The organism is Streptomyces spongiicola, from assembly GCF_003122365.1.
Lineage (GTDB): Bacteria > Actinomycetota > Actinomycetes > Streptomycetales > Streptomycetaceae > Streptomyces > Streptomyces spongiicola.
The window spans coordinates 6550922-6575212 of record NZ_CP029254.1 but is presented as its reverse complement, the minus strand read 5'-3'; the positions used below and the strand labels follow the sequence as shown (position 1 = coordinate 6575212).

At 73.7% G+C, this 24291-nt stretch carries 21 protein-coding genes and 1 pseudogene; 6 read left to right on the top strand and 16 right to left on the bottom strand.

What is annotated here, in order from left to right:
* Positions 1–94: 94 nt before the first annotated feature.
* The 14 genes from hpnH to DDQ41_RS28475 all read right to left on the bottom strand — a co-directional run bounded on the left by hpnH (position 95) and on the right by DDQ41_RS28475 (position 15799).
* Complete coding sequence (gene hpnH, locus DDQ41_RS28540) at positions 95–1117, bottom strand: adenosyl-hopene transferase HpnH (RefSeq protein ID WP_109297045.1); 1023 nt, start codon at positions 1115–1117, stop codon at positions 95–97.
* A gap of 5 nt (positions 1118–1122) precedes the next feature.
* Positions 1123–1821, bottom strand: a complete 699-nt coding sequence (locus DDQ41_RS28535) for a phosphorylase family protein (protein ID WP_109297044.1) — start codon at positions 1819–1821, stop codon at positions 1123–1125.
* Positions 1822–3852 (bottom strand): squalene--hopene cyclase, encoded by a 2031-nt coding sequence (shc, locus tag DDQ41_RS28530; RefSeq protein WP_109297043.1) that lies wholly within the window; start codon positions 3850–3852, stop codon positions 1822–1824.
* Positions 3853–3989: 137 nt separating this feature from the next.
* A complete protein-coding gene (locus tag DDQ41_RS28525) occupies positions 3990–5117 on the bottom strand; it encodes a polyprenyl synthetase family protein (RefSeq protein ID WP_245991375.1) in 1128 nt (375 codons plus the stop codon).
* Positions 5114–6565 (bottom strand): hydroxysqualene dehydroxylase HpnE, encoded by a 1452-nt coding sequence (gene hpnE, locus DDQ41_RS28520; RefSeq protein ID WP_109297041.1) that lies wholly within the window; start codon positions 6563–6565, stop codon positions 5114–5116. Before hpnE ends, DDQ41_RS28525 begins: the two co-directional genes overlap by 4 nt.
* 106 nt (positions 6566–6671) lie before the next feature.
* On the bottom strand, positions 6672–7610 hold the full coding sequence (gene hpnD / locus DDQ41_RS28515) for a presqualene diphosphate synthase HpnD (protein ID WP_109297040.1): 939 nt from the start codon (positions 7608–7610) through the stop codon (positions 6672–6674).
* An 8-nt stretch (positions 7611–7618) separates the two neighbouring features.
* Complete coding sequence (gene hpnC, locus DDQ41_RS28510) at positions 7619–8629, bottom strand: squalene synthase HpnC (RefSeq protein ID WP_167450288.1); 1011 nt, start codon at positions 8627–8629, stop codon at positions 7619–7621.
* A 436-nt stretch (positions 8630–9065) separates the two neighbouring features.
* A complete protein-coding gene (locus tag DDQ41_RS28505) occupies positions 9066–9866 on the bottom strand; it encodes an ABC transporter ATP-binding protein (protein WP_109297038.1) in 801 nt (266 codons plus the stop codon).
* Positions 9853–10782: an ABC transporter permease gene (locus DDQ41_RS28500; protein ID WP_109297037.1), complete on the bottom strand. Its 930-nt coding sequence runs from the start codon at positions 10780–10782 to the stop codon at positions 9853–9855. The genes DDQ41_RS28505 and DDQ41_RS28500 overlap by 14 nt, the downstream gene beginning before the upstream one ends.
* A 93-nt stretch (positions 10783–10875) precedes the next feature.
* Complete coding sequence (locus DDQ41_RS28495) at positions 10876–11748, bottom strand: glycosyltransferase family 2 protein (RefSeq protein WP_109297036.1); 873 nt, start codon at positions 11746–11748, stop codon at positions 10876–10878.
* Between the two features lie 5 nt (positions 11749–11753).
* The gene (locus DDQ41_RS28490; protein WP_172607765.1) at positions 11754–12533 is read right to left on the bottom strand and encodes a CDP-alcohol phosphatidyltransferase family protein; all 780 of its coding nucleotides are present in this window, start codon (positions 12531–12533) and stop codon (positions 11754–11756) included.
* Positions 12511–13572 (bottom strand): iron-containing alcohol dehydrogenase family protein, encoded by a 1062-nt coding sequence (locus tag DDQ41_RS28485; protein ID WP_109297034.1) that lies wholly within the window; start codon positions 13570–13572, stop codon positions 12511–12513. Before DDQ41_RS28485 ends, DDQ41_RS28490 begins: the two co-directional genes overlap by 23 nt.
* A complete protein-coding gene (locus tag DDQ41_RS28480; protein WP_109297033.1) occupies positions 13560–14297 on the bottom strand; it encodes a phosphocholine cytidylyltransferase family protein in 738 nt (245 codons plus the stop codon). Before DDQ41_RS28480 ends, DDQ41_RS28485 begins: the two co-directional genes overlap by 13 nt.
* On the bottom strand, positions 14294–15799 hold the full coding sequence (locus tag DDQ41_RS28475; RefSeq protein WP_394342203.1) for a DUF5941 domain-containing protein: 1506 nt from the start codon (positions 15797–15799) through the stop codon (positions 14294–14296). The genes DDQ41_RS28480 and DDQ41_RS28475 overlap by 4 nt, the downstream gene beginning before the upstream one ends.
* Before the next feature lie 135 nt (positions 15800–15934).
* Between DDQ41_RS28475 and DDQ41_RS33265 the strand changes: the two are divergent.
* From DDQ41_RS33265 to idi, 4 genes and pseudogenes are all read left to right on the top strand, one after another.
* Positions 15935–16174 (top strand): annotated as a pseudogene (locus DDQ41_RS33265) (AAA family ATPase); the annotation flags it as partial.
* 1045 nt (positions 16175–17219) lie between these two features.
* Positions 17220–18203, top strand: a complete 984-nt coding sequence (galE, locus tag DDQ41_RS28460; protein ID WP_109297992.1) for a UDP-glucose 4-epimerase GalE — start codon at positions 17220–17222, stop codon at positions 18201–18203.
* A 156-nt stretch (positions 18204–18359) separates the two neighbouring features.
* Positions 18360–19295 (top strand): cation diffusion facilitator family transporter, encoded by a 936-nt coding sequence (locus tag DDQ41_RS28455; RefSeq protein WP_109297032.1) that lies wholly within the window; start codon positions 18360–18362, stop codon positions 19293–19295.
* Between the two features lie 426 nt (positions 19296–19721).
* Positions 19722–20315 carry an isopentenyl-diphosphate Delta-isomerase gene (gene idi / locus DDQ41_RS28450; protein WP_109297031.1) on the top strand — a complete coding sequence of 198 codons (594 nt, stop codon included), beginning with the start codon at positions 19722–19724 and terminating at the stop codon, positions 20313–20315.
* 38 nt (positions 20316–20353) lie between these two features.
* On the opposite strand, the gene DDQ41_RS28445 is transcribed toward idi, so the two are convergent.
* Together DDQ41_RS28445 and DDQ41_RS28440 are read right to left on the bottom strand one after the other, a co-directional pair.
* Positions 20354–20824 (bottom strand): ATP-binding protein, encoded by a 471-nt coding sequence (locus DDQ41_RS28445; RefSeq protein WP_109297030.1) that lies wholly within the window; start codon positions 20822–20824, stop codon positions 20354–20356.
* A 137-nt stretch (positions 20825–20961) separates the two neighbouring features.
* Positions 20962–21663: an HdeD family acid-resistance protein gene (locus DDQ41_RS28440; RefSeq protein WP_109297991.1), complete on the bottom strand. Its 702-nt coding sequence runs from the start codon at positions 21661–21663 to the stop codon at positions 20962–20964.
* A gap of 145 nt (positions 21664–21808) precedes the next feature.
* On the opposite strand from DDQ41_RS28440, the gene DDQ41_RS28435 reads away from it, so the two are divergent.
* Both DDQ41_RS28435 and DDQ41_RS28430 read left to right on the top strand, forming a co-directional pair.
* A complete protein-coding gene (locus tag DDQ41_RS28435; protein ID WP_109297029.1) occupies positions 21809–22606 on the top strand; it encodes an enoyl-CoA hydratase/isomerase family protein in 798 nt (265 codons plus the stop codon).
* Positions 22607–23150: 544 nt separating this feature from the next.
* Positions 23151–24014 carry an SCO6745 family protein gene (locus DDQ41_RS28430; protein WP_109297028.1) on the top strand — a complete coding sequence of 288 codons (864 nt, stop codon included), beginning with the start codon at positions 23151–23153 and terminating at the stop codon, positions 24012–24014.
* The last annotated feature ends 277 nt before the right edge of the window (positions 24015–24291 follow it).

Below are 24291 nucleotides of genomic sequence, written 5' to 3'. Positions count from 1 at the left end.
CCGGGGAGCGTCCCGGAACCGCGGTGCCCGGGTGCCCTGCCGGTCCCCCGGGATCCGGCCGGGGCGGCCGGCGTCCGGCGCCCGGTGGCCGTTCTCAACTCCCGCTCCCGGAAACGGTCTCCCGCGCGGCGCGCAGCGACTCCTTCAGGGAGCCCATGGTGGCCAGGACGGCGGTCGGTTCGTACCCGCAGTGGGCCATGCAGTTCGCGCAGCGGGGGTCCCTGCCGCGCCCGTACTTGCTCCAGTCGGTCTCCTCGACGAGTTCCCGGTAGGTGGGGACGTATCCGTCGCTCATCAGATAGCAGGGGCGCTGCCAGCCGAACAGCGAGTAGTTCGGGATCGCCCAGGCCGTGCAGGGGAAGTCGACCTTGCCCTCGAGGAAGTCCAGGAAGAGCGGGGAGTGGTTCAGCCGCCAGCGCCGCCGGTTGCCTCCGGCGAAGGCCTTCCGGAACAGTTCGCGGGTCTGCTCGACGCCGAGGAAGTGCTCCTGGTCGGGTGCCTTCTCGTAGGCGTACGCCGGGGAGATCATCATCTCGTCGACCCCGAGGTCGTCGTTGAGGTAGTTGAGCACCTCGATGACCGTCTGCGGGGTGTCGGTGTTGAAGAAGGTGGAGTTGGTGGTGACCCGGAAGCCGCGCTCCTTGGCCTCCCTGATCGCTGCCACCGCCTCGTCGAAGACGCCCTCCTGGGCGACCGACTCGTCGTGCCGCTCGCGCAGTCCGTCGATGTGGACGGCGAAGGCGAAGTAGCGCGAGGGGGTGAAGCGGTCCATCTTCTTGCGCAGCAGCAGGGCGTTGGTGCAGAGGAAGACGTACTTCTTCCGTGCCACCAGCTGTGTGACGATCTCGTCGATCTGAGGGTGCATCAGCGGTTCGCCGCCCGCGATCGACACCATGGGGGCACCGGACTCCAGAACCGCGCCGACGGCCTGGGCGACCGGCATGCGCTGCTTGAGGATCCCGGCCGGGTGCTGGATCTTGCCGCAGCCCTCGCACTTCAGATTGCAGGCGAACAACGGCTCCAGCTCCACGATCAGCGGGAACTTCTCACGCCTGCGGAGCTTCTGTTCGAAGAGATAGGTTCCGACCCTGATGGTCTGGCGGAGCGGCATGGCCATCTGGCTCACCTCCTGGGGAGCGGCAAAGAACGGCGCCATTCGTAGAAAGCCGGGATTACTGCACGAAGGACACGGAAAGCCGATATTCCACCGCGCACCGTGCCGATGCGGACCAGCTCGTGCTCTGGAGCGTCCACGACCACCCGGACGGCCGCAACCGGGCGCACCCCGGCCCTCAGGGCGCTGTGGAGCGTGGCGGCGGACTCCATGTCCACGGCGATCGCGCCGGTCGCCGCCAGCTCCGCCCGTTCCTGTCCGCGCACCACGTGGTCGGAGGCGGTGAGCGGGCCGGTGTGCACGGTCCGCCCGGGCACCGCCCCCGCCAGGGCCTCCGCCAGCACGTCCGGGGCGGTGCAGGGCGTGATGCCGCCGGGCCCGCGGGTCTCGTCGGCCACCACCACGTCACCGGGGTGCATCCCGGGGGCGAGCCCCGCGCAGAAGCCGGCGGCGATGACCACCGCCGCCGGGGTCTGACCGGCGGGGCGGCCTGCGGGGCGGCCTGCGCCCTCCGCGGCATCACCCAGCGCCCGGGCGAGTGCACGCTCCGCGTTCCTCGGGCCCATGCCGGTGCGCAGCACGGTGACCGGGCCCGGCGCACCGCCGCGGGCCCCAGCGCGCAGCGCGAGCCGTTCGATACCCAGCGCGCAGGCGATCAGCAGCGGCGGGAGTGGGTCGCCGGCGGGCGGCGTACCGGGGGCGGCCATTCAGTCACCGCTCCGGCCTGCGGGCGGCTGTCCGTGCACGTACCGGCCGAGGGCCATCAGCGGGAACACCTGCCGGTAGATGTGGTAGTTGATGGAGAAGTCCCAGGGGAACCCGGTGCCGGTGAAGTACCGCTCGTCCCAGGAGCCGTCCTCGCGCTGCGCGGCGGTGAGGAAGCCGATGCCCCGCTCGACGGCGCCACCGTCCCGCTCCCCCGCGGCCAGCAGTGCCAGCAGCGCCCAGCCGGTCTGCGAGGGGGTGGAGACACCGCGGCCGGCCCATGACTCCTCGCGGTACGAGCGCAGGTCCTCGCCCCAGCCGCCGTCGTCGTTCTGGACGGACTCCAGCCAGCCGACGGCCCGCCGGATCGCGGGGTGCGACACGGGCACCCCGGCCGCGGTGAGCGCGGGGACGACCGCGCCCGTACCGTAGAGGTGGTTGACTCCCCAACGGCCGAACCAGGCGCCGTGCGGCTCCTGTTCGCGCAGCAGCCACTCGACCGCCCGGCGCGTGCGCGGGTGGTGGGCCCGGCCCTCCTGGGCCAGCATCTCCACGACGTGCGCGGTGACGTCGGCGGACGGGGGGTCGACGACCTCGCCGAAGTCGCAGAACGGCAGCCGGTTCGGGAAGGTGCCGGTGTTGTCGGCGTCGAAGGCCCCCCAGGCCCCGCACCTCGACTGCATCCCCAGGGTCCAGTTGCCGGCCCTGGCGACGGCCTCCTCGACCCGGGACGGGTCCGGGTGCCGCACCCGGCGCAGGGCCAGGACCACCTCGGCCGTGTCGTCGATGTCGGGGTAGTTGTCGTTGTGGAACTCGAACGCCCAGCCGCCCGGGGCGAGACGCGGCCTGCGCACGGCCCAGTCGCCCGGCCGGGTGATCTGCTCTCCGAGCATCCAGTCGGCGGCCCTGACCAGCGCCGGATGGTCCCCGGGCAGTCCGGCGTCGGAGAGGGCGAGGACGGTGAGGCAGGTGTCCCACACGGGCGACTGGCAGGCCTCGACCATCCGGGCCGGGCCCTCCCGGCGGTCACCCGGCCCGGCGGTCCCCTCGCGCCAGACGGCGAACCGGTCCAGCGACTCCAGTCCGGCGCGCATCACCGGGTGGTCGAGGTCGTAGCCGAGCAGACGGAGGGCGATCAGCGAGTAGACGGCGGGTGGCTGGATACCGCCCCAGCAGCCGTCGTTCTCCTGCCGTTCGATGATCCAGCGGGCGGCTCTGTTCATGGCCGCGCGGCGCAGCGGTCGCGGGGCCACCCTGCGGTAGCCGTGCAGCAACCGGTCGAGGCGCTGGAAGACCCCGTCCCAGCTGGCCGCGGAGGCGAGGGGCCGGGGCGGGTTGGGGCGGCGGCGGTCCGTGTGCAGTTCGTCCAGGGCGAACGGGGCGGGGCGTACGGGCCGCTCGGCCGAGACGACGGTGAGCGGCACGATGGTCTGGCGTGCCCAGCAGCCGAAGTCGTAGATGCTGAGCGGGAACCAGGAGGGGAGATAGATCAGCTCGGGCGGCAGTTCGGGCAGGTCCTCCCACCGCCACCAGCCGAAGAGCGCCAGCCAGATGCGGGTGAAGACGCGGCTCGCGGCGATGCCGCCCCGCGCCCGGATCCACGCGGCGGCGCGTTCCATGTGGAGGTCGTCCGGCCGGTCGCCGGCGAGGCGCAGGGCGACGTACGCCTCGATGGTGGTGGAGAGTTCGCCGGGTCCGCCGTAGAAGTTGGCCCAGGTGCCGTCCTCGCGCTGCTCGCCCCGGATGAAGACGGCGGCGGCCGCGGTGGTCTTCGGGTCGTGCACGCCGAGGAACTGACGGAGCAGCAGGTCCTCGGCGTCCATGGTGACGTTGGTCTCGAGGTCGGCCTTCCACCAGCCCCGCGGGTCCTGCCTGCCGAGCAGGTGCTCGACGGAGCGCTGCGCCGTCAGCAGGGCGGTGGTGCACAGGCCCGCGGAGTCCCCCGGAGCCGGGCGGTGGTCGGTGGTGCGGTCGCTGGCCGAGGGCGGGTGGAGCACGGGGGCCCCGCCGCTTCCGTCGGTCGTCGCTGTCATGGCTTCCCCTTCGTGCAGTCGGACATGCTGCTTCGGGTCTGCCGTCGGCCGGTGCCGAGAGGGCACCGGCCGGCGACTGCGAACTCATATGCGATCGATCGCGGTCGTCTCGGCCGGTGCCGTCCGGGGGAGGGTGGTCATCTCTTGCGTACGACGACGAAGTCGGCGAGTGCGACGAGCTGGGCCCTGACGTGCCCGGGCATGTCCACCCGGTCCAGCGCCGCCACGGCGACGGCGTGCTGCCTGCGGGCCTCCTGCGACGTCCACTCGCGGCCGCCCGCCTCCTCGATGAGGGCCGCCCGGGCGGCGAATTCCTCCTCGGAGAAGCCGTCGACGTCGCCGGCGGTCGCAGGCCGCTCGCCGGGATCCGCCTTGGCGTCGGCGGCGAGCAGTTCGCCGAGCCGCCGCGAGGCCGGTCCGCCCGCGGCGAGCGCGGCGACGACGGGCAGGGACTTCTTGCGCTGGCGCAGGTCGCTCCAGGTCTGCTTGCCGGTGGCCTCCGGGTCCCCCCAGATGCCGAGCAGGTCGTCCACGGCCTGGAAGGCGAGCCCCAGGTGGTAGCCGTACGCCTCCAGGGTGTCGGCGGTGCGGTCGTCGGCGCCGCCGAGCACCGCGCCGATGGAGACGGCGCAGGCGAGCAGGGCGCCCGTCTTGTTGCCCTCCATCTCCAGGCACTCCTCGACGGTGACCCGCTCCCGGTGCTCGTAGGAGATGTCCTGGGCCTGGCCGTCGATGAGCTTGCGGGTCGCCGCGGTGAGCCGGCGGGTGGCGCGGCCGGCCTCCACGGTGCCGAGTTCCAGCAGGATCTCGTTGGCGAGCGCGAAGAGGGCGTCGCCGACGAGGATGGCCTGCGCCGGCCCGTGCACCTTCCACACCGTGTCGCGGTGGCGGCGCTGCTCGTCACCGTCCATCAGGTCGTCGTGGAGGAGCGAGAAGTTGTGCACCAGCTCGACGGCGACGGCACCGGGCACGCCGACCTCGGGCGCCGCCCCGGCCGCCTCGGCGGACAGCAGCGCCAGCGCGGGGCGCACCGCCTTTCCGCCGTCGCCGTCCGCGGGACGGCCGTGGGCGTCGATCCAGCCGAAGTGGTAGGCGGCGACGGTGTCCATGGGGGGCGCGAGCCGGTCCACGGCAGCGCGCAGCACCGGGGTGGACATCGTCCGCCCACGCTCCAGCAGCGCGGCGACGGCCGCGGTGTCGACAGCCGGGTTCGCCGAAGGCGCAGTCGGCACTTTCTCTCCTCTGGTTCCGGACGGGGGTCTCATGCCGCCTCCTGGAGCGGATGCTCATGGCGGCGGCCGAGGGCTGCGAGGGCGGCACCGGCGGCGCTCAGCCCGCTGCGCACGGCGCCTTCCATGGTCGCGGGCCAGCCGGTGGCGGTCCACGACCCTGCCAGCAGCAGGCCGGGCGCGTTGGTGCGGGCCGCGGGTCGGAGCCTGCCGACCCCGGGGGCGGGGGCGAACGTCGCCGTGCGCTCCCTGGTGACGAAGAAGTCCCGCACCTTCGCGGCGCGTGCGGCGGGCAGCAGCCGTCCGAGCTCGGGGAGGTAGCGCTCGCGCAGCACGGAGACCGGGGTGTCGATCTCCTCCTCGGCGGCGGACTGCGACAGGGCCAGGTACTGCGCGGCCCCTCGCCCTCCGCCCCCGTCGCCGAGGCGCCCGTCACCGAGACGCCCGCCGGGGCCGGCGGCGGCGAGGCCGGAGGCGGCGGTGCGGTCGAAGACCCACTGGACGGGGCTGCCGAGCGCGGCGAAGAAGGGGCGGCGCAGCACCGGGCGGTCGTACACCACGTGCACGTTGAGGATCGGCGCGTCCCTGATGCCGAGCAGCCGGTCCGGGTCGTCCAGGGCGCCCTCGGGGAGCAGTGTGTGCGCCTCCCGCTGCGGTACGGCGAGGACCACGGTGTCCGCGGCCAGCGGACCGCAGCCCGCGGTCACGTTCCAGCGGCCGTCGTCCGCACGGGTGATCCCCGTCGCGCGGGTGCGCAGTTCGGTGCGGACCCCGGCGGTGTCGAGGGCCTTGCGGGCAAGCGTGTCGTGCAGCTCACCGAGGGGGACCCGGGCCCAGCCGATGTCCGCGGCACCCGGCTCGGAGAGCAGGCCGGTCTTGAAGACCATCGCGGCCAGGGCCATGGAGGCGTTCGGCGCGGTCGCGTTGAGGGTGGCGACTCCGACCAGGTCCCAGAGGGCCTCCACGGCACGCGGGGACTGGCCGTGCCGGTGCAGCCAGGTGGCGAAGTCGACGCCGTCCAGGGCCGGGTCGGCGGGGTCGAGGTTCTTCAGCGCGAACGCCGCGCGTCCGACCGCGGCCCGCTCGGCGAGGGAGAGGTGGGGGTAGCCGGCGAGGCTCGCGGCCAGGTGGAGGGGCACGGGCAGCGCGGTGCGCCGCAGCCGTCCCAGGCGGGGCCCCCCGGGGTGGGCCGCGTCGAGGACGGGGACGTCCAGGCGCGGCTGGAGCGGAGCGAGGCGGGCACCGCCGACCCGGTCGAGGAACCAGCGGTAGGCGGTGCAGCAGCGCAGATAGACGTGCTGGCCGTTGTCGACGGTCAGCTCGCCGCGCCGGAACGAGAACGCCAGCCCGCCGAGCCGGGGCCGGTTCTCCAGCAGCGTGACCCGCAGACCGGCGTCCGCCAGGCGCAGCGCGGCCGTCACACCGGCGAGCCCGCCGCCGACGACGACCGCGCGCCGCTCCCGGGTGGGGTCCTGGTGCGTCATGCGCCCTCCCCGGCCGCTCGGAGGGTGCCCGGGTACGTGGCGCACCGGACGTCCGTACGCTGCCCGAGGGCCGGGCCGGGGCGCCGTGGGGGTGCCGGCAGCGGCATCAGACGCGCCTCCTGACGGCCTTGCGGGAGATGTGGCGCGCGTCGAGCCCGGAGAGGCCGCGGACGGCGACGTAGGCCTTCTCCCGGCCGGGCAGCGAGACCCGGCCGCGCAGGACGGCCATGGGGTCGCGTTCGATGCGGTCGAGCAGCCTGCGGTAGATCCCGGCCATGGCTGCGACACAGGCGCCGCTGCGCCGGTCCAGCATGGGCAGCAGCCGGTAGCCCTCGGCGAACAGGCCGCGGGCGCGCCGCACCTCGAAGTGGACGAGTCCGGTGAAGTCGGCGCCGGACGGCGGGATCGCCCGGTGGAAGCCGTCGGTGCAGCCGAACTTGGCGAGGTCGTCGGTGGGCAGGTAGGTACGGCCGTTGCCCGCGTCCTCGCGGACGTCGCGCAGGATGTTGGTGAGTTGGAGGGCCAGTCCGAGCGTGTCGGCGTACTCCGGGGCCCGCTCGCCGCCGACCGCGCCGGGCAGGGTGCCGAACACGCCGAGCGAGAGCCGCCCGACGGCGCCTGCGACACAACGGCAGTAGGCCTTGAGGTCGTCCCAGGTCTCGTACGTCTCGCCGCGGACGTCCATGAGGACGCCGTCGATGAGTTCGTCGAGGGCGTCGAGCGGGATGGGGAAGCGGTGCGCCGCGTCGGCGAGGGCGACGGCGACCGGGTCCGTGTCGTCCTCGTCCACCGCACCGTCGCGGATCCTGCCGAGCAGTTCCCGGGTCGCCTCGAGCCGGTCCCGCTTGGCGGTCTGGCCGAGGAGGCCGTCGCCGATGTCGTCGACACGCCGGGAGAAGGCGTAGAGCGCGGACATCGCCTGACGCTTGTCGGGGGGCAGGAGCCTGATGCCGTAGGCGAAGTTGCGCGCCTGCGTCCCGGTGACGGCCTCGCAGTAGCTGTACGCGGCCCGGACCGGCGCGGACCTGTGTGTGAATTCCTCCATGGCCCGGCTCACCCCTCTCTACGCGCTCTGTGCAGGACGGCTCCCACTTCGCGCACCAGCCGGGTCCTGGTGGGCCTGGGCGGCCCGGGGAGGACGTCGTGGCCGGCGTCCGCGATGGCGGCGAGGGCGGCGCGCCCCCCGGCGACGAAGCCGGCGAGCAGCAGCCTGAGCCGGCCGTGGACGCTGCCCACGAGCGGGATGCCCTCCTCCAGCAGCCGCCCGGCGCGCGCGGCCTCGTGGGCGATCAGGGCGCGCACCGGTTCGCCCGCGCTCGGTGCGGCCAGGTCGCCCTCGGTGACCCGGAAGTCCTTCATGTCGTCGGCCGGGAGGTAGACGCGGTCCGCGGCCAGGTCCTCGGCGACGTCCTGGAGGTGCTCGACGATCTGGAGTGCGGTGCACACGGCGTCGGACCGGCGGATCCGCTCGGGACTGGCCGTACCGGTGATCGCCAGGACGAGCCGGCCCACGGGGTTGGCCGACAACTCGCAGTACCGGGTGAGGTCGTCCCAGGTCCGGTAGCGGCGGACGAGCTGGTCCTGGCGGTTGGCCTCGATCAGGCCGAGGAACGGCTCCGGGGCGAGTGCGCGGCGGCGCACGGTCGGCACCAGCGCCCGCAGCAGCGGATGGCGAGGGCCTTGCCCTTGGCCTTCTCCTTGCCCTTGCCCTTGACCTTGGCCTTCTCCTTGCCCTTCGCCGTGGCCTTGGCCTTCATCTCCAGCTTCGCCGTCGCCGTCGCCGGGGAAGATCCGCAGCAGATCGGCCTCGAAGGCGTCGAGCATCGCGATCCGGTCACCGGCGCGCGCGGGGTCGAGCCCCAGGTGGCGGGCGTCCGCTCCGCCCGGGGCGAGGTCGCCGTCGCCGATGTCGTCGACGAGCCGGGCGTAGCCGTAGACGGCCATGAGGTCGTCGCGCCAGTCGCGGGGCAGGAAGAAAGGGGCCACGGGGAAGTTCTCGTCCGCGGCCTTGGCGAGCGTGGTGCGCGTGGTGGCGTCGGGGCGCACCTGCCGGGTACCTGTCACTGCGGGCCGCCAGGTCCTGGGACGGCACTGCCCACGCGGGGCTGCGGATCTTCCGTCATGGCCGTCACGTCTCCCGTTCTACACTGCTGACCCAATACATCCTATTTCGGACACGCCGCCGGTCCCCACGAGGGGGTTCGAGGTCCGGCCGGCGGAATCCCCGCAGGGCGTATCGCCCCACTTGCCGTGAATCGGCACCGCTACAGCTTACGTTCCGCCCCGCGCCCGCCCTCGACCGGGCTCCCGCCACGCCCCGGGGGGATCCGGCCCGGTCGCGAACTCCCCAGCACGGGACGGGACTTGACGGCGGATCGGGAGAGCCCGGCCCAGGCCGGGTCGGGGCGGCCCGGACCGTCCGGCAGGCCCCGCCCGGCCGTCCGGGCGGCGACCTCGCCGGACCGGCCGGGCGGGCCTGCCGGCCACCGCGGGAGACGGGCTACTTCCCCGTCTCCCTCTCGTACGCCCTGATGACCTCGTCGGTCGGACCGTCCATCAGCAGCTCGCCCTTCTCCAGCCACAGCACCCGGTCGCAGGTGTCCCGGATCGACTTGTTGCTGTGGCTCACCAGGAAGACCGTCCCCGCCTCCTTCCGCAGCTCCCGGATGCGCTCCTCTGAGCGGATCTGGAACTTGCGGTCACCCGTGGCCAGCGCCTCGTCGATCATCAGCACGTCGTGGTTCTTCGCCGCCGCGATCGCGAACCGGAGCCGGGCGCCCATGCCGGAGGAGTAGGTGCGCATCGGCAGGGTGATGAAGTCGCCCTTCTCGTTGATGCCGGAGAAGTCGACGATGGCCTGGTAGCGGCCGCGGATCTCCTCGCGCGACATGCCCATGGCGAGACCGCCGAGGATGACGTTCCGCTCACCGGTCAGATCACCCATCAGGGCCGCGTTCACACCCAGCAGCGACGGCTGGCCGTCGGTGTAGACCCTGCCCCTCTCGGTGGGCAGCAGCCCCGCGATGGCGCGCAGCAGCGTCGACTTCCCGGAGCCGTTGGTGCCGATCAGGCCGATGGCCTCACCGCGGTACGCGGTGAAGGAGACACCGCGGACGGCGTGGACCTTGCGGACCCCCCGGGACTCCCCCCGGTCGCGGCGCAGGATCCGGCTCAGCGCGGCCGTCGCGCTGCCCTTGCCTCCGCTGCCGCCGTTGACCCGGTACACGATGTGCACGTCGTCGGCGATGACGGTGGGCACCCGGGCGCCGAGCGGGGCGCCGAGGTGGTCAGCCGCGGCCATAGCGCTCCTCAGCCTTCCAGAAGTACACGAACCCGGCGGTGCCCAGCAGCAGCGCCCACAGCCCGCCGGCGAGCCACACGTGCGGGGCCAGGTTCGACGAGTCGTACCCGTCGATCAGGGCGAAGCGGACGAGGTCCATGTAGATGGCCGCGGGGTTGTACATCAGGACCTCGGCGATCCACGCGGGCTTGTCCGCCAGCATCACCTTGATCGAGAACATCACGCCCGAGCCGTACATCCAGGTCCGCATGATGAACGGCATCAGCTGGGCCAGGTCGGGGGTCTTGCTGCCCAGCCGCGCCATGATCATCGCCAGGCCGACGTTGAAGACGAACTGCAGTCCCAGGGCGGGCAGCACCAGCAGCCAGCTCAGCGACGGGTAGCTGCCGAAGCCGACCACGATGAGCAGCAGGACGGCCATCGAGAACAGCAGCTGCTGGAGCTGCTGGAGCGCGAACGAGATCGGCAGCGAGGCGCGCGGGAAGTGCAGGGCGCGCACCAGTCCCAGGTTCCCGGAGATGGCCCGGACACCGGCCATGGCCGACGTCTGCGTGAACGTGAACACGAACACGCCCGTCACCAGGAACGGGATGTAGACCTCCTTCGGCATCCCGCGGCCCGCGCCGAGGATGAGGCCGAAGATGAGGTAGTACACGAGGGCGTTCAGCAGCGGCGTCGCGACCTGCCACAGCTGGCCGAGCTTCGCCTGGCTGTACTGGGCGGTCAGCTTCGCCTGGGAGAACGCGAGGATGAAGTGCCGGCGGCCCCAGAGCTGCCTGACGTATTCGACCAGCCCGGGGCGGGCACCGCTCACCGACAGGCCGTACTTGGCGGCCAGCTCCGCCGGTGTCAGACCGTCGTCGGGAGACGGCCGGGCGCTCGTGGCGATCGCGCCGTCATGGGTTGTGTCACTCACAAGTCGAGACTTTCGTGTTCAGGATGCGCGGCGGTGGGCCTCAGGTGGCGGCCGGGTCCCGGAGTACGCCCGATGCTCTCAGATCCCGGACCGTCAGACGACAGGCGGTCGGCCCAGTCGCGTCAGTCGCCAGACGGTACGCCACCTCATGGGACGGCGGGGTCCGCAGGGAGTGGCCCAGCCCTCCCGGAAGCCGGCGAACCAGGCCCGGAGCGCCGCGGCCGAGGGCCGCCTGAGGAGCGTGAGCAGGATCCACACCCCGAGGTAGACGGGTACCAGGGGCGCGGGCAGGTTGCGGCGGGCCAGCCACACCCTGTTGCGGGCCACCATGCGGTGGTAGACCGCGTGCCGGGACGGCGGCGTCGTGGGATGGTGCAGCACCATGTCGGAGCGGTAGTCGATCATCCACCCGGCGTCGAGGGCCCGCCAGGCGAGGTCGGTCTCCTCGTGCGCGTAGAAGAACTCGTCCGGCAGCCCGCCGACCTCTTCCAGGACCCTCGTGCGGACGGCGTTGGCTCCCCCGAGGAACGTCGTCACCCGCGAGGAGCGCAGCGGGTCGGACGCCCGCAGCCGGGGGACGTGCCGGCGCTGGGTGAGCCCGGTGTCCGGGTCGGCGATCCGGAAGCTGATGATCCCGAGGGCCGGGTCCTCCTCGAAGGCCCGGCGCACCAGTTCGGCGGTGTCGCTGTTCGGCAGCAGGCCGTCGTCGTCGAGGAAGAGCAGCGCGTCGACATCGCCGCCGGCCGGGCCGAAGGCCCCGATGCCGGCGTTCCGGCCGCCGGGGATGCCCAGGTTCTCGGGCAGGTCGAGGGTGCGTACGCCGTCGGGCACCCCCGCTACCGGGGCGCCGTTGCCCACGACGACCACCTCGACCGGGTCGCCGTCCTGCCCCGCGACCGAGTCGATCAGGGCGCGCAGCTCGTCGGGCCGGTCGCCCATGGTGATGATCACGGCGCCGAGCCTCATCCGGCTCACCTCAGCCTGCTGGAGACGAGGACGGAGACCAGGTGCAGCACCGTCTGAAGCAGGGCGATCGCGGCCAGCACCGCCACACCGAGGCGGGTGAGGAACAGGTCGCCCCGCAGCTGGTCCGCGACCGCCAGCACCAGGATCAGCAGCGACGCCTCGATGCCGAGGACCAGCCGGTGGAACTTCAGCGCGGCCGCGGCCCGGCGGGCGAGGGCCATCCCGGAGGAGCGCGGCTCGGCCGCCGCGTCCTTGACCGGCTCCATCCCGGCCTGGTGCCGGGCGACGCCGACCAGGTCGGTCTCGGCCTTGATCAGGATCGCGCCGAGCGCTGCGAGGGTGCCCAGGAAGGCCCACAGCCAGTCGATCCGGCCGCCTCCCCACAGGTCGGCGGCGCGCAGGCCGAAGCCTGTGAGGACCGCCGCGTCGCAGAGGTAGGCGCCGACCCGGTCGAGGTACACACCGGACAGCGAGTACTGCTTCTTCCAGCGGGCCACCTCGCCGTCCACGCAGTCCAGCAGCAGGTAGAGCTGGACCATGAGCACGGCGAGGACGGCGCCCCAGACGCCCGGCACCAGCAGGGCCGGCAGCGCCAGCACCCCGGCGAGCGTCATCAGGTACGTCAGCTGGTTCGGCGTGACCCTGGTGCCGACCAGGACGCGGGTGACGCGCAGCGAGATCTCGCGCATGTAGAGGCGGCCGCCCCAGTGCTCGCCGCTGCGCCGGTCCTTCACCCCGGCCGGGTGGACGACCGGTCGGAGCTCAGCTACGGATGGTCTTGGCATAGTCGGCGTACGCGTCCCTGATCTGGTCGGTGGACAGGTCGAGGTGCTCGAGGATGGTGAAGCGGCCGGGGCGGGTCTGCGGGGCGTACTCCACGGCCCTGACGAACTCCTCGACGGAGAAGCCGATCTCGCCGGGGAGCACCGGAAGCCCGTGCCTGCCGAGCACCTCGGCGAACAGCGCGGACTCCTCACGGGCACCGCGCAGGTGCATCGCGAACGCGGCACCCAGGCCGACCTGCTCGCCGTGCAGCGCGCAGCGCTGGGGGTAGAGCAGGTCGAAGGCATGGCTGATCTCGTGGCAGGCACCGGAGGAGGGGCGGGTGTCGCCGCTGATCGACATGGCGATGCCGGTCAGGACCAGGCCCTCGGCCAGCACGGTGAGGAAACCGTCGTCTCCGACGCCCCCGGGGTGGCGCAGCACCGACTCGCCCGCGGTACGGGCCATGGCCGCGGCCAGGCCGTCGACCTTCTCGCCGGTGACCCGGTGGGACAGCTCCCAGTCGGCGATGGCGGAGATGTTGGAGACGGTGTCGCCGATGCCGGCCCGGACGAAGCGCACCGGGGCCTCGCGGATGACCTCCAGGTCGATCACCACGGCGATGGGCGTCGGGACGCCGTAGGAGCCGCGCCCGTTGTCGTTGTCGAGCGTGGCGACCGGGGAGCAGAGGCCGTCGTGCGCGAGGTTGGTCGCCACGGCCACCAGGGGCAGCCCGACCCGGGCCGAGGCGTACTTGGCCACGTCGATGATCTTGCCGCCGCCGAGGCCGACGACCGCGTCGTACCGCTTGCCCTTGATGTCGTCGGCGAGCCCGACCGCCGCGTCGATCGTGCCGCCCGCCACCTCGTACCAGTCGGCGTCGGGCAGCAGCGGGGCGAGCCGCTCGCGCAGCACCTGCCCGGAGCCGTTGCTCGTCGCGACCGCGAGCCGGCCCCCGGACGAGATGCGCTGGTCGGCGAGCAGGACCGGCAGGTCCTCCAGAGCGCCCGGGCGGATGTCGACGACGACCGGCGACGGGATGAGCCGGGTCAGTACAGGCACGCGATCTCCCGGCCCCTGGCGAGGTCGTCGTGGTTGTCGATCTCGACCCAGGGGACGTCGCCGATCGGCGCCACGTCGATCCGGAAGCCGCGGTCGACCAGCTCCTGGTAGCCGTCCTCGTAGTAGAGGTCGGGGTCGCGCTCGAAGGTGGCCTTCAGCGCGTCGGCGAGTGCCGCGGCGGCCCCGGGCTCGATGAGGGTGACGCCGATGTACTCGCCGGTGGCACCGGCCGGGTCCATCAGCTTGGTGATCTGCCGTACGCCCCGGCCGTCCGCGGTGATCACCTTCATCTCCTCGTCGGCGAGCCGCTTGACCGTGTCGAGGGCCAGGATGATGCTCCGGCCGTCGCCTCGGGCGTCGAGCAGGGTCCGCTCGACGGAGACCGGGTGCACGGTGTCGCCGTTGGCGAGGATCACTCCCTGCTCCAGCACGTCGCGGGCGCACCACAGGGAGTAGGCGTTGTTCCACTCCTCGGCCCTGTCGTTGTCGATCAGGGTGAGCTTCAGGCCGTAGGTGGCCTCCAGCTCGTCCTTGCGCGCGTACACGGCCTCCTTGCGGTAGCCGACGACGACGGCGACCTCGGTGAGGCCGATCTCGCTGAAGTTCCCCAGCGTCAGGTCGAGGACGGAGAGGTCCCCGTTCACGGGCACGAGGGCCTTCGGAAGCGTGTCGGTGTAGGGGCGCAGACGCCGTCCGGCACCGGCAGCCAGGACAAGGCCGATCATGCGGGTTCTCCTTCGTCGTGTACGGCGGGCGCTCCGGAGGAGACCCAGAAGCGGACGGACTCCGCGACCACCACCAGTGCCACGGCGACCGCGAGGACCGTGAGCGCGATCGTGAACTGCGGGGCGCCGAGCAGGGCGGCCGCCAGCGCGACCGCGAGGATCCGCCCCTCGTGCCCGCCGACCGCCCGGACCAGCCACCGCGGGGGCGCGCCGGTGCCCCCGCGGATGCGGTAGACCGTGTCGTAGTGATGGTAGGCGACCGCGGCCACCAGGCCGAAAGCCGCGGGAAGGGCCCCGTTCACGTCCGCGCGGACGGCGAGGACCAGGATCGTGCCGTACTCGGCGGCGCGGAAGACCGGGGGCACCAGCCAGTCGAGGGCACCCTTGAGCGGGCGGGCGACGGCGAGGCCCGAGGTGAGCGCGTAGCCGAGGGCGGCGACGGCCGTCCAGGGGCCGCCGTAGGGGGTGAGCGACGCGGTGAGGGCCGGTGCCGCGGCACCGGCCAGGGCGATCGCCGGGGGCCCGAGGGCCGGGAGCCGGCGGGCCGCGCCCCCGAAGCGGACGGCGAAGCCCTCCGCGAGCGGTCCGGAGTCGGCGAGGTCGCCCAGCGCCCGCGCGGCCCGGTCGGTCCTGCGGGCCCTGCGGGTGAGCGAGCGCAGCACCCGGCCGGCGGTGGTGTAGGCGGCGGCGAAGGCGCAGCCGGCCAGCAGCGCGTAGAAGACGATCCGCGGGGTGGTGACGGCGGTCAGCACGGCGATCATCGCCCAGCGCTCGCCGATCGGCAGCACGATCATGCGCCGGGCCCAGACCGTCCAGCCGACGCCGTCGAGCCGGTCGGAGAGGGCGGCGGTGGGGCTGGTGTTGCCGGTGGCGTCGTGGTTGGCCTCGTTGAAGGAGAAGTCGACCACGTGCCGGCAGGTCTGGAGCACCATCGCGCCGAGCGCCAGGGCCCAGACGTCGTCCCCGCCGCGTGCGGCGCCGAGCGCGAGGCCCGCGTAGTAGGCGTACTCCTTGGCCCGGTCGAAGGTGGCGTCGAGCCAGGCGCCGAGCGTGGAGTACCGGAGGGAGTAGCGGGCGAGCTGCCCGTCGGCGCAGTCCAGGACGAAGGACAGGATCAGCAGCACGCCCGCGGCGACGAAGCCGCCCCGGGTGCCGGTGGCCGCGGCGGCGGCCGCTGTCAGGGCGGTGGCCAGCGAGGCGGTGGTGACCTGGTTGGGGGTCAGTCCGCGCCGGGCGCACCAGCGGGCGAGATAGCGGGAGTAGGGGCTGATGCAGAAGGTGGTGAAGAACCCGTCGCGCGCCTTGACGGCCGACCTCAGCCGGACGTCCTCGTCGTCGACGGCCGCCAGGGCCTGCCGGGCCTCGTTGCGGGCCTGCGGGTCGCCCGGCACGGCCGCCACCAGGGGCCCGAGTTCGGGGCGGTGCGGACGGGCGCCGCCGTCGGCGAGGGCGGCGGCGACGAGGTCCGGGAGCACATCGGCCCGTGCGGGGCGGGTGTCCATGACCGGTCCGCCGGGGGACGCGCCGCCCGGGGACGCCCCTGACAGGGGCTGCTCGTCCGCGGGCCGCGGGCCGTCGGCCGGTAGAGCATGGAGGACCGGACCGTGGCGGCCAAGGGAAAGGGCGGCGGCAGCGCCGAGAGGCTCGACCCCGTCATCGGCCGCGACCAGGAGATCCGCCGCGTGATCCAGGTGCTCTCCCGGCGAACCAAGAACAACCCCGTGCTGATCGGCGAGCCCGGCGTCGGCAAGACCGCCGTCGTGGAGGGCCTCGCCCAGCGCATCGTGAAGGGCGACGTCCCGGAGTCCCTCCGCGACAAGCGGCTGGTCGCCCTCGACCTCGGCGCCATGGTCGCCGGGGCCAAGTACCGCGGCGAGGCGGCCGCCTGCCGCAGGGCCGCCAGCAGCGCGGGGCGCGCCTCCGGCAGGGCGGTGGCGGCGCCGGGGATCGCGGCCGCCGGGAAACGGGGGTCCGTCAGGCCGAGACGGAGCGCGTGGACATGGCCGACGAAGCGCGGGTCCACGAGGGCGGCCCGCTCCCCGGCCGGAAGCCCGGCCAGCACGTCGGCCGCCTCGCCGGCGCCGGTGGCGAGGCGTACGTCGAAGCCCAGCGACCGCAGATCGCCCTCGAGTGGCGATCCGGGTACCGGCGGACCGGTGAGGATGGCGGTCGGCAGACGGACTCACTCCTTGGCGCTGATCAGACGGGTGGGCACGGCGACTCGGCCCGGGACCGGGCGGCGGCGTGTCGGCTGAGGCTATCGGATGAACGGAAGCACGAGTTCACTGAGGTTTGCCGATGAGGACACCCGCGCTCGTCCCGCCGGCCCCGCCCCGGGCCGGCGTCCCCGCCCGGCCGGGTGGCGGCCGCCTGCACCGCGACCGGGATCATCCGCGTCGATCGGCGGCCGACGCCGCAAAAGGCCCCGGCGGCACGGGCCGGGACACCGGCCGGCCCGTGCCGCGTCAGGCTGCGTCGGCCCCCCGGCACGGCAGGCCGGGCACGGCGCCCGGCACGGCAGGCCGGGCGAACCGCTGCGTCGCGGGGCGCCGCACCGGCCTCGCAGCGGCCCGCCCGGCCGGTCCGGCGCCCCGCGACGCACCGCACCGCACCGCACCGGACGCCGGTCCCCGACGGGCAGCCCCTGCCCGACGCACCGGGCAGGCAGCGGCACCGGGCAGAGCGTGATGCGAAGGTAGCTCCGCCCGCCCGCAGGGCGGGCTCGCGGTGTCCGGTGCGTGGGATCGCAAGGCGGAGGACCATCCTCGTACCTGAGGTACCTGACGCACCAGACGACTCCGGACGACTCCGGAGACGCGGCGCGGGGGCACCTCCCGGACCGGAAGGGCGACGGGGGAGTGGGTGCCAGGCGTCACGGGCCAGGAGGGGCTTCCGCAACACGCCCTCGCTAGGGTGTCCGGCATGACATGGCTGATCACAGGCGGGGCGGGGTACATCGGGGCGCACGTGGCACACGCCATGGCCGGGGCCGGGGAGCGGGTCGTCGTGCTCGACGACGTCTCGACGGGCGACACGGCGCGGCTGCCCGAGGGGGTGCCGCTGGTCAGGGGCACGCTGCTGGACCGGGAGCTGCTGGACCGGGTCCTGTCCGGGCACGGGGTCACCGGGGTGGTGCACCTGGCGGCGAGGAAGCAGGTCGGCGAGTCCGTGGAGCAGCCGCTGCACTACTACCGGGAGAACGTGCACGGGCTGACCGTGCTGCTGGAGGCGGTCGCCGGCGCCGGAGTGCGGCGCTTCCTGTTCTCCTCATCGGCCGCGGTGTACGGGACGGCCGACGCCGAACTGATCACGGAGGACACCCCGGCGGTGCCGATCAGCCCGTACGGGGAGACCAAGCTCGCCGGCGAGTGGCTGGTGCGGGCGGCGGGCCGGGCCCACGGCATCGCCACCGCCTGTCTGCGCTACTTCAACGTCGCGGGTGCGGCCCGGCCGGAACTCGCGGACACCGGGGTGTTCAACGTCATCCCGATGTTCTTCGACCGGATCACCCGCGGTGACGCCCCGAGGATCTTCGGCGACGACTACCCGACGCCCGACGGCACCTGCGTCCGCGACTACGTCCACGTCGCCGACCTCGCCGACGCCCATCTGACCGTGGCCCGCCGACTGGCCGGCCAGGACGGGCCCGGCGATCTCACGGTGAACGTCGGCCGCGGCGAGGGGGTCTCGGTGCGCACGCTGGCCCGGGTCGTCGCCGAGGTGACCGGCCACGGCACGCCCGCGGTCGTCGGCCCGCGCCGCCCCGGGGACTCGGCACGGGCCGTCGCCTCGGTCGGGCGCATCGGCGAGGAACTCGGCTGGACGGCCTCCCGCGGGGTGCGCGAGATGGTCGAGTCGGCGTGGGAGGGCTGGCTGCTGCACCACCCGGAGTGCGCGCGCCGCTGACCCTTCCCGGTGAGTCGCCGGAGGTCCGTTGTGCGGATATCACCGCAGGTCAGGCATATGACAACGGTGTTCGGTGTCGTGTTGCCCGGTACCCCCCGCCCGTAGTTCACTGGCCACTCGTACGGAACGTTCACGGCGATCCGGGAGGCGTCTGGCATGGGGGCAGGGCACGACCACGGAGGCGGCGGCCGCCCGCGGGCGGGGACCGCGGCCGCCGCCTACCGGGGCAGGCTGCGGATCGCCCTGGCCATCACGCTGGGCGTGATGGCCCTGGAGGTGGCCGGCGGTGTGCTCGCGAACTCGCTCGCCCTGATCGCCGACGCCGCCCATATGGCCACCGACGCCCTGGGCCTCGGCATGGCGCTGCTCGCGATCCACTTCGCGGGCCGGCCGGTCGGCACCAACCGCACCTTCGGCCTGGCCAGGGCCGAGATCCTCGCCGCGCTGGCGAACTGCCTGCTGCTGCTCGGGGTCGGCGGCTACCTGCTCTACGAGGCGATCCAGCGGTTCATCACACCGGTCGAGACCAGAGGAGGCGTCGCCATCGTCTTCGCCCTCGTCGGTCTGGCGGCCAACGTGGTGTCGCTGTCCCTGCTGATGCGGGGGCAGAAGGAGAGCCTCAACGTGCGCGGCGCGTATCTGGAGGTCCTCGCGGACGCGCTCGGCTCGGTGGCGGTGCTGATCTCCTCGGCCGTCATCCTGGCGACGGGCTGGCAGGTGGCCGACCCGATCGCCTCGCTGGCGATCGGCCTGCTGATCGTGCCGCGGACGGTGAAGCTGCTGCGGGAGACGTTGGACGTGCTGCTGGAGGCGGCGCCGAAGGGCGTCGACATGGCCGAGGTGAGGCGGCACATCGAGGCCCTCCCGGGTGTGCTGGACGTCCACGACCTGCACGCCTGGACGATCACCTCCGGGATGCCGGTGCTCTCCGCGCACGTGGTGGTGGCGCCCGACTTCCTGGACGCGGTGGGACACGAGAGGATGCTGCACGACCTGCAGAGCTGCCTGGGCTCGCACTTCGCGGTGGAGCACTGCACGTTCCAGCTGGAACCGGGCGGTCACGCGGAGCACGAGGCGGGCTACTGCCACTGAGGGCCGCCCGACCGGCCCGGCCTGCCCGCGCGCGAGATGGGAGGGGCGCTCGGCCACGCGGGGTACGGGCCCGAGCCGCGGGCGTGCCCGCGCGCGAGTCGGAGGGGCGACCCTGGCGGAGACGGCGGTCCCGGCCGTCGCGGCCCGCGCGGCACCCGTCCCCGTGGACGTCCGGCCTGGCCTTCGAGGTCGTGCCCGCGCGGGTGCCCGGCGAGGCGACGACGGCCGTATGCTGGGTGGTTCCGCGGACACGCCGGGGCATGACCCACTGCCCGGAGGCGTCCGGGGGGTGGGCGGCCGCCCGCGCGCGTGCCGCTCCCCGCACGGCGGGTACGGACATGCCCGGGCGGTGAAGTGCGGACAAGCCGCTTTTGTACGGCAGACTGGGTGCGCCCCCAGGGCCGAGGACCGAAGCGAAGGATGGCTATGCCGATCACACCCGCCACCGCGCCGAACAGCTCGTCGAACGGCACCGCGCAACCGATCTTGCTGGAACTGGTCGACGAGAGCGGCCGAACCGTCGGCACCGCGGAGAAGCTCTCCGCCCATCAGGCGCCGGGACAGCTGCACCGCGCGTTCTCCGTCTTCCTCTTCGACGAGCAGGGGAGGCTGCTGCTGCAACGGCGGGCGCCCGGCAAGTACCACTCCCCCGGTGTCTGGTCGAACACCTGCTGCGGGCATCCCTATCCGGGCGAGGCGCCGTTCACGGCCGCTGCCCGGCGTACGCACGAGGAGCTGGGCGTCTCCCCGTCGCTCCTGGCCGAGGCGGGCACCGTCCGCTACAACCATCCGGACCCTGCCTCGGGCCTGGTGGAGCAGGAGTTCAACCACCTGTTCGTGGGCCTGGTGCAGTCACCGCTGCGGCCGGACCGGGAGGAGGTCGGCGAGACGGCGTTCGTCACGGCGGCGGAGCTGTCGGAGCGGCATGCGCGGGACACGTTCTCCGCCTGGTTCATGACGGTGCTGGACGGGGCTCGTCCGGCGATCAGGGAACTCACCGGCCCGTCCGGGGGCTGGTGAACCGGGGGTCCCGCCCGCGGGTCCGGCGGGGCGGCGCCCTACCGGGGCGCCGCCCCGCTCATGGGGACCAGGGGCAGCGCCGCCCAGACGACCTTTCCGCCGCGCGGTGTGTGCTCCACGTCGCACTCCCCGCCCGCCTCACGGGTGATCTCCTTCACCAGCAGCAGTCCCCGGCCGCCGGTCCGGGCTGCGTCGCGCTCCAGGGCCTTGGGCCGGTAGGGGTGGTCGTCCTCGACGGCCACCCGGATCCACTCCGGGCCGACCGCGACCTCGACGGCCACCTCGGGCGACAGCAGAGCCGCGTGCCGCACGGCGTTGGTGACCAGTTCGGACACGATCAGCAGCAGTCCCTGCAGCACCTCGTCGCGCACCGGGACGCCCTGGCGGCCGACCAGGTCGCGGACGGCGTGCCGGGCCTGCGGTACGGACACGTCGAGCGCGGGTGCGGTGAACCGCCAGACCCCTTCGTACGGCAGTGGCCGGGCCGGGACGCTCCCGGAGCTCTCCATAGACCCGCACCCACCCTCGTGATACGTCGCTGGGAACTGCTGCGTACCCGAGTGTCGGGAGTGCACTGGTCCATACCGGGCTGCTGACCAGAAGTCAGCTCCTATCGATGGTTCCCAAGCGGTACATGGCGGTTCGGTTAGTTCTTCGACCGATCAGGATCGTCTTCCGACGACGTCTCGGATACGCCGGCAGCCGCCCGGCCGCCGGTCCCCCCGGCCTGCCCGGTCCCCCCGGTCTGCTCCGTATGCCCCGTCTGCCCGGTCTGCCCGGTCCGCCCGCCGTCCGCGACCATCCCGAGGATCTGCCGGCCGGACACGCCGATCGCGATCAGCCCCAGCCCGTCGAACAGCAGGGCGAGCGAGAAGAACGCGCCGAGGACGTAGCGGCTGCTCTCCGGCCAGTTCACGAGCACCAGGATGCCCAGCAGCAGACCGAAGGCGCCCTGGAGCAGGGTCCAGCCGAACTGCGGGCCCCGCACCACCAGGCTGCCCACGAGCCGGAACAGCCCGCCGGTGAGGAACAGCAGCGCGGCGAACATCGTCAGCGCCTCCGCGCTGCCCTCCGGATGGCGGATGACGACCACACCGGCGGCGATGTTCAGGGCGGCGACGACGACGGCGAGCCAGAAGAAGCTGCTGCCCCGCGACTCGATCGCGTGGAGCAGTCCGACGACCCCGCCGACGAGCAGCAGCCAGCCGAACAGGAGCATCGAGGTGAGGGTGGCCAGCCCGACATAGACGAGGCCGACGATCCCGGCGATCACCAGGACCACGCCGAGGACCGCCAGCCAGCCGAAGCTTCGGCGGAGCTTTCTGCCCTCCCGGGCGGGACCGGTCATCGCTGCCTCCTCGTCGTGCCCTCCCCGGTCGCCGGGGTGGCCGCCGCCGACGGACACCGCCGCCTTCGCGGTCGTCAGCGGTGCGGCCCGCTCCGGCACCCCCTCCACGATCGTAGGCAGCGGCCCGGCGGATAGCATCCGGCGCATGGACCGGACGAACGAGGCGAGGAACCGGACGGACGAGGCGTACGGGGCGGAGCCGGGGGTCCGGCACTCGGTGGCGGACGGGGTGGCGACCGTCGTCATCAGCCATCCGGCCAGACGCAACGCGATGACGGCCGCGATGTGGCGCGAGCTGCCCGGACTGCTGGACGGACTGAGCCGCGACCCCGCCGTCCGGGTGCTGGTGCTGACCGGCGACGGCGGCACCTTCTGCGCGGGCGCCGACATCACCTCGCTGGGCCCGGCGGTCCCGGGGGAGTCGCCGCAGGAGCTGGCCGTACGGGCCGAGGAGGCACTCGCGGCGTTCCCCAGACCGTCGCTGGCGGCGGTCCGCGGCTACTGCGTGGGCGGCGGCTGCCAGCTCGCGGCCGCATGCGACCTGCGGTTCGCCGAGGAGGGCGCCGCCTTCGGGATCACCCCGGCGAAGCTCGGCATCGTCTACCCCGCCTCCTCCACCCGGCGCCTGGTCTCGCTCGTGGGTCCGGCCACCGCGAAGTACCTCTTGTTCTCCGGCGAGTTGATCGGTACGGAGCGGGCGCTGCGCACCGGTCTGGTCGACGAGGTGCTGCCGGCGGGCGAACTGGGCAGGAGGGTGGCCGGGTTCGCCCGCGTACTGGCGGCCCGCTCGCAGCTGACACAGGCCGCCGCGAAGGAGTTCGCGGCCGGGCGGGCCGACCGCGAGGCCCACTGGGCGGAGCAGGCGCGCGGCAGCGGCGACACGGCGGAAGGCGTCGCCGCCTTCCTGGAGCGCAGGCCGCCGCGGTTCACCTGGAACGGGTGAGGCCGGGACCTGGTGGCGCGCCACCCGGGCCGGGCAGGACAGCCGTCGGGCAGGACGGCCGGGCGACCGGGCGGCAGGGCGACCGGGTGACCGGATCGCGCGGGGCTCGCGGGGCTCGCGGGGCTGACGGACCGGTCCCTCCGGCACGACCGGTCCGTCCGGCACGGCCGGCGTACGCGGTGTGCCGCTGCCGCCGGGAGCGCCGTCCGGGAGACCGGAGGGCCTTCGGAGGCGCGCACGGGCCCGGCGACGGGGGCGCCGATGTGCACGCCGCAGCGGAACGGGGCGTACGGCACACGGCCGGCGCGGCGCCGGTGAAGTCCCCGGCCGGGCGGGCCACGCCGAGGCCCCGCACTCCACCGAAGGGCACCACGAGCAAGGATCGCCGCCACCTACACCCATGCTCCCGACCGCCGGCCCAAGGCAGCCGCCCAAGGCAGCCGCCCAAGACAGCAGGGACGAGCAGCCCACCCTTCCCGCCATCGACCGGCGCGGGCGGCCCTCACCCCTTCACGTCGTACTGACCGGTCGGTAACGTTCGGGTATGAGTTCTCTCCACCCGCGTGCGGGACGCCGCTGCCACAACGCCGTCAACCCGCTCCACTCCACCGTGTACTTCTCGCCCGACTACGCGAGGGAACTCGCGCTGATCGGCGTCGAGGACGGCGGCGCCGCCTACTTCGCGGGCCGCGCTGCCGCCCTGGGCGCCGTCGGGCCGGGCACGGTCACGGCCTCGTTCTACAACTTCAGCCACGAGCTGATCGCCCGGCACCTCCCCGCGGTCTGGGACACCGCCTCCCCTGCCGAGGTGCTGGACGCCCGTAGCCGGGCGGTCGACGCGACACTGCGCCGGCTGCTCGGCGACGACACCGCCTCCTCACCGGAGATGGCGGAGGCCGCCCGCCTGGCGCTGCGCGCCACCGAGGCCTGCACCCGGCACGCCCGCCCGCTGTACGCCGCACACGCCGACCTGCCGGTGCCCGAGGAACCGCACCTCGCTCTCTGGCATGCGGCGACCCTGCTGCGCGAGCACCGCGGCGACGGCCATCTCGCCGCACTGCTGTCCGCCGGGCTCGACCCGCTGGAGGCGCTGGTCAGCCACACCGCGACCGGCAAGGGAATGTCACCCCGCTGGATCCTCGCCAGCCGGGGCTGGCGGCGCAGCGACTGGGAGGCGGCCTCCGACCGGCTGCGCGAGCGGGGACTGCTCGACGGCGACGGCGAGCTGACCGAGGCGGGCACGGCGCTCCGAGCGGAACTGGAGGAGCACACCGACCGGCTCGACCTCGCTCCGTACGAGCATCTGGGGGCGGACGGCGTGGCACGCCTGACCGAGCTGGGCCGCGGATTCCTCCTGGCCGCCGCCGCGGCCGGCGCCTTCCCCGACGGCCTCACCGGGAAGGACTGACCAAGGACCGACCGTCGCCGACCGTCGCCGGCATCGCCACCGTCCTCGCCCGTCCTCGCCCGTCCTCGCCCGCCTTCGTCGCCGCCCCGTTCCGGCCGGCCGTCCCGCCTCTCCGGCGGCGCGGCCGGCCGGCCGGGGGCGACGGCACGCGCCGGGCGCAGGGGGACGCGCGACACGGCCCCGGCCCACCCGGCAGAATGCAGCCGAGGAGATCGCGCGGGCGCACGTCCGCGCGGCCTCGCAAAGTACAGCCGGTATCGGAAGGCGAGTCGGGAAC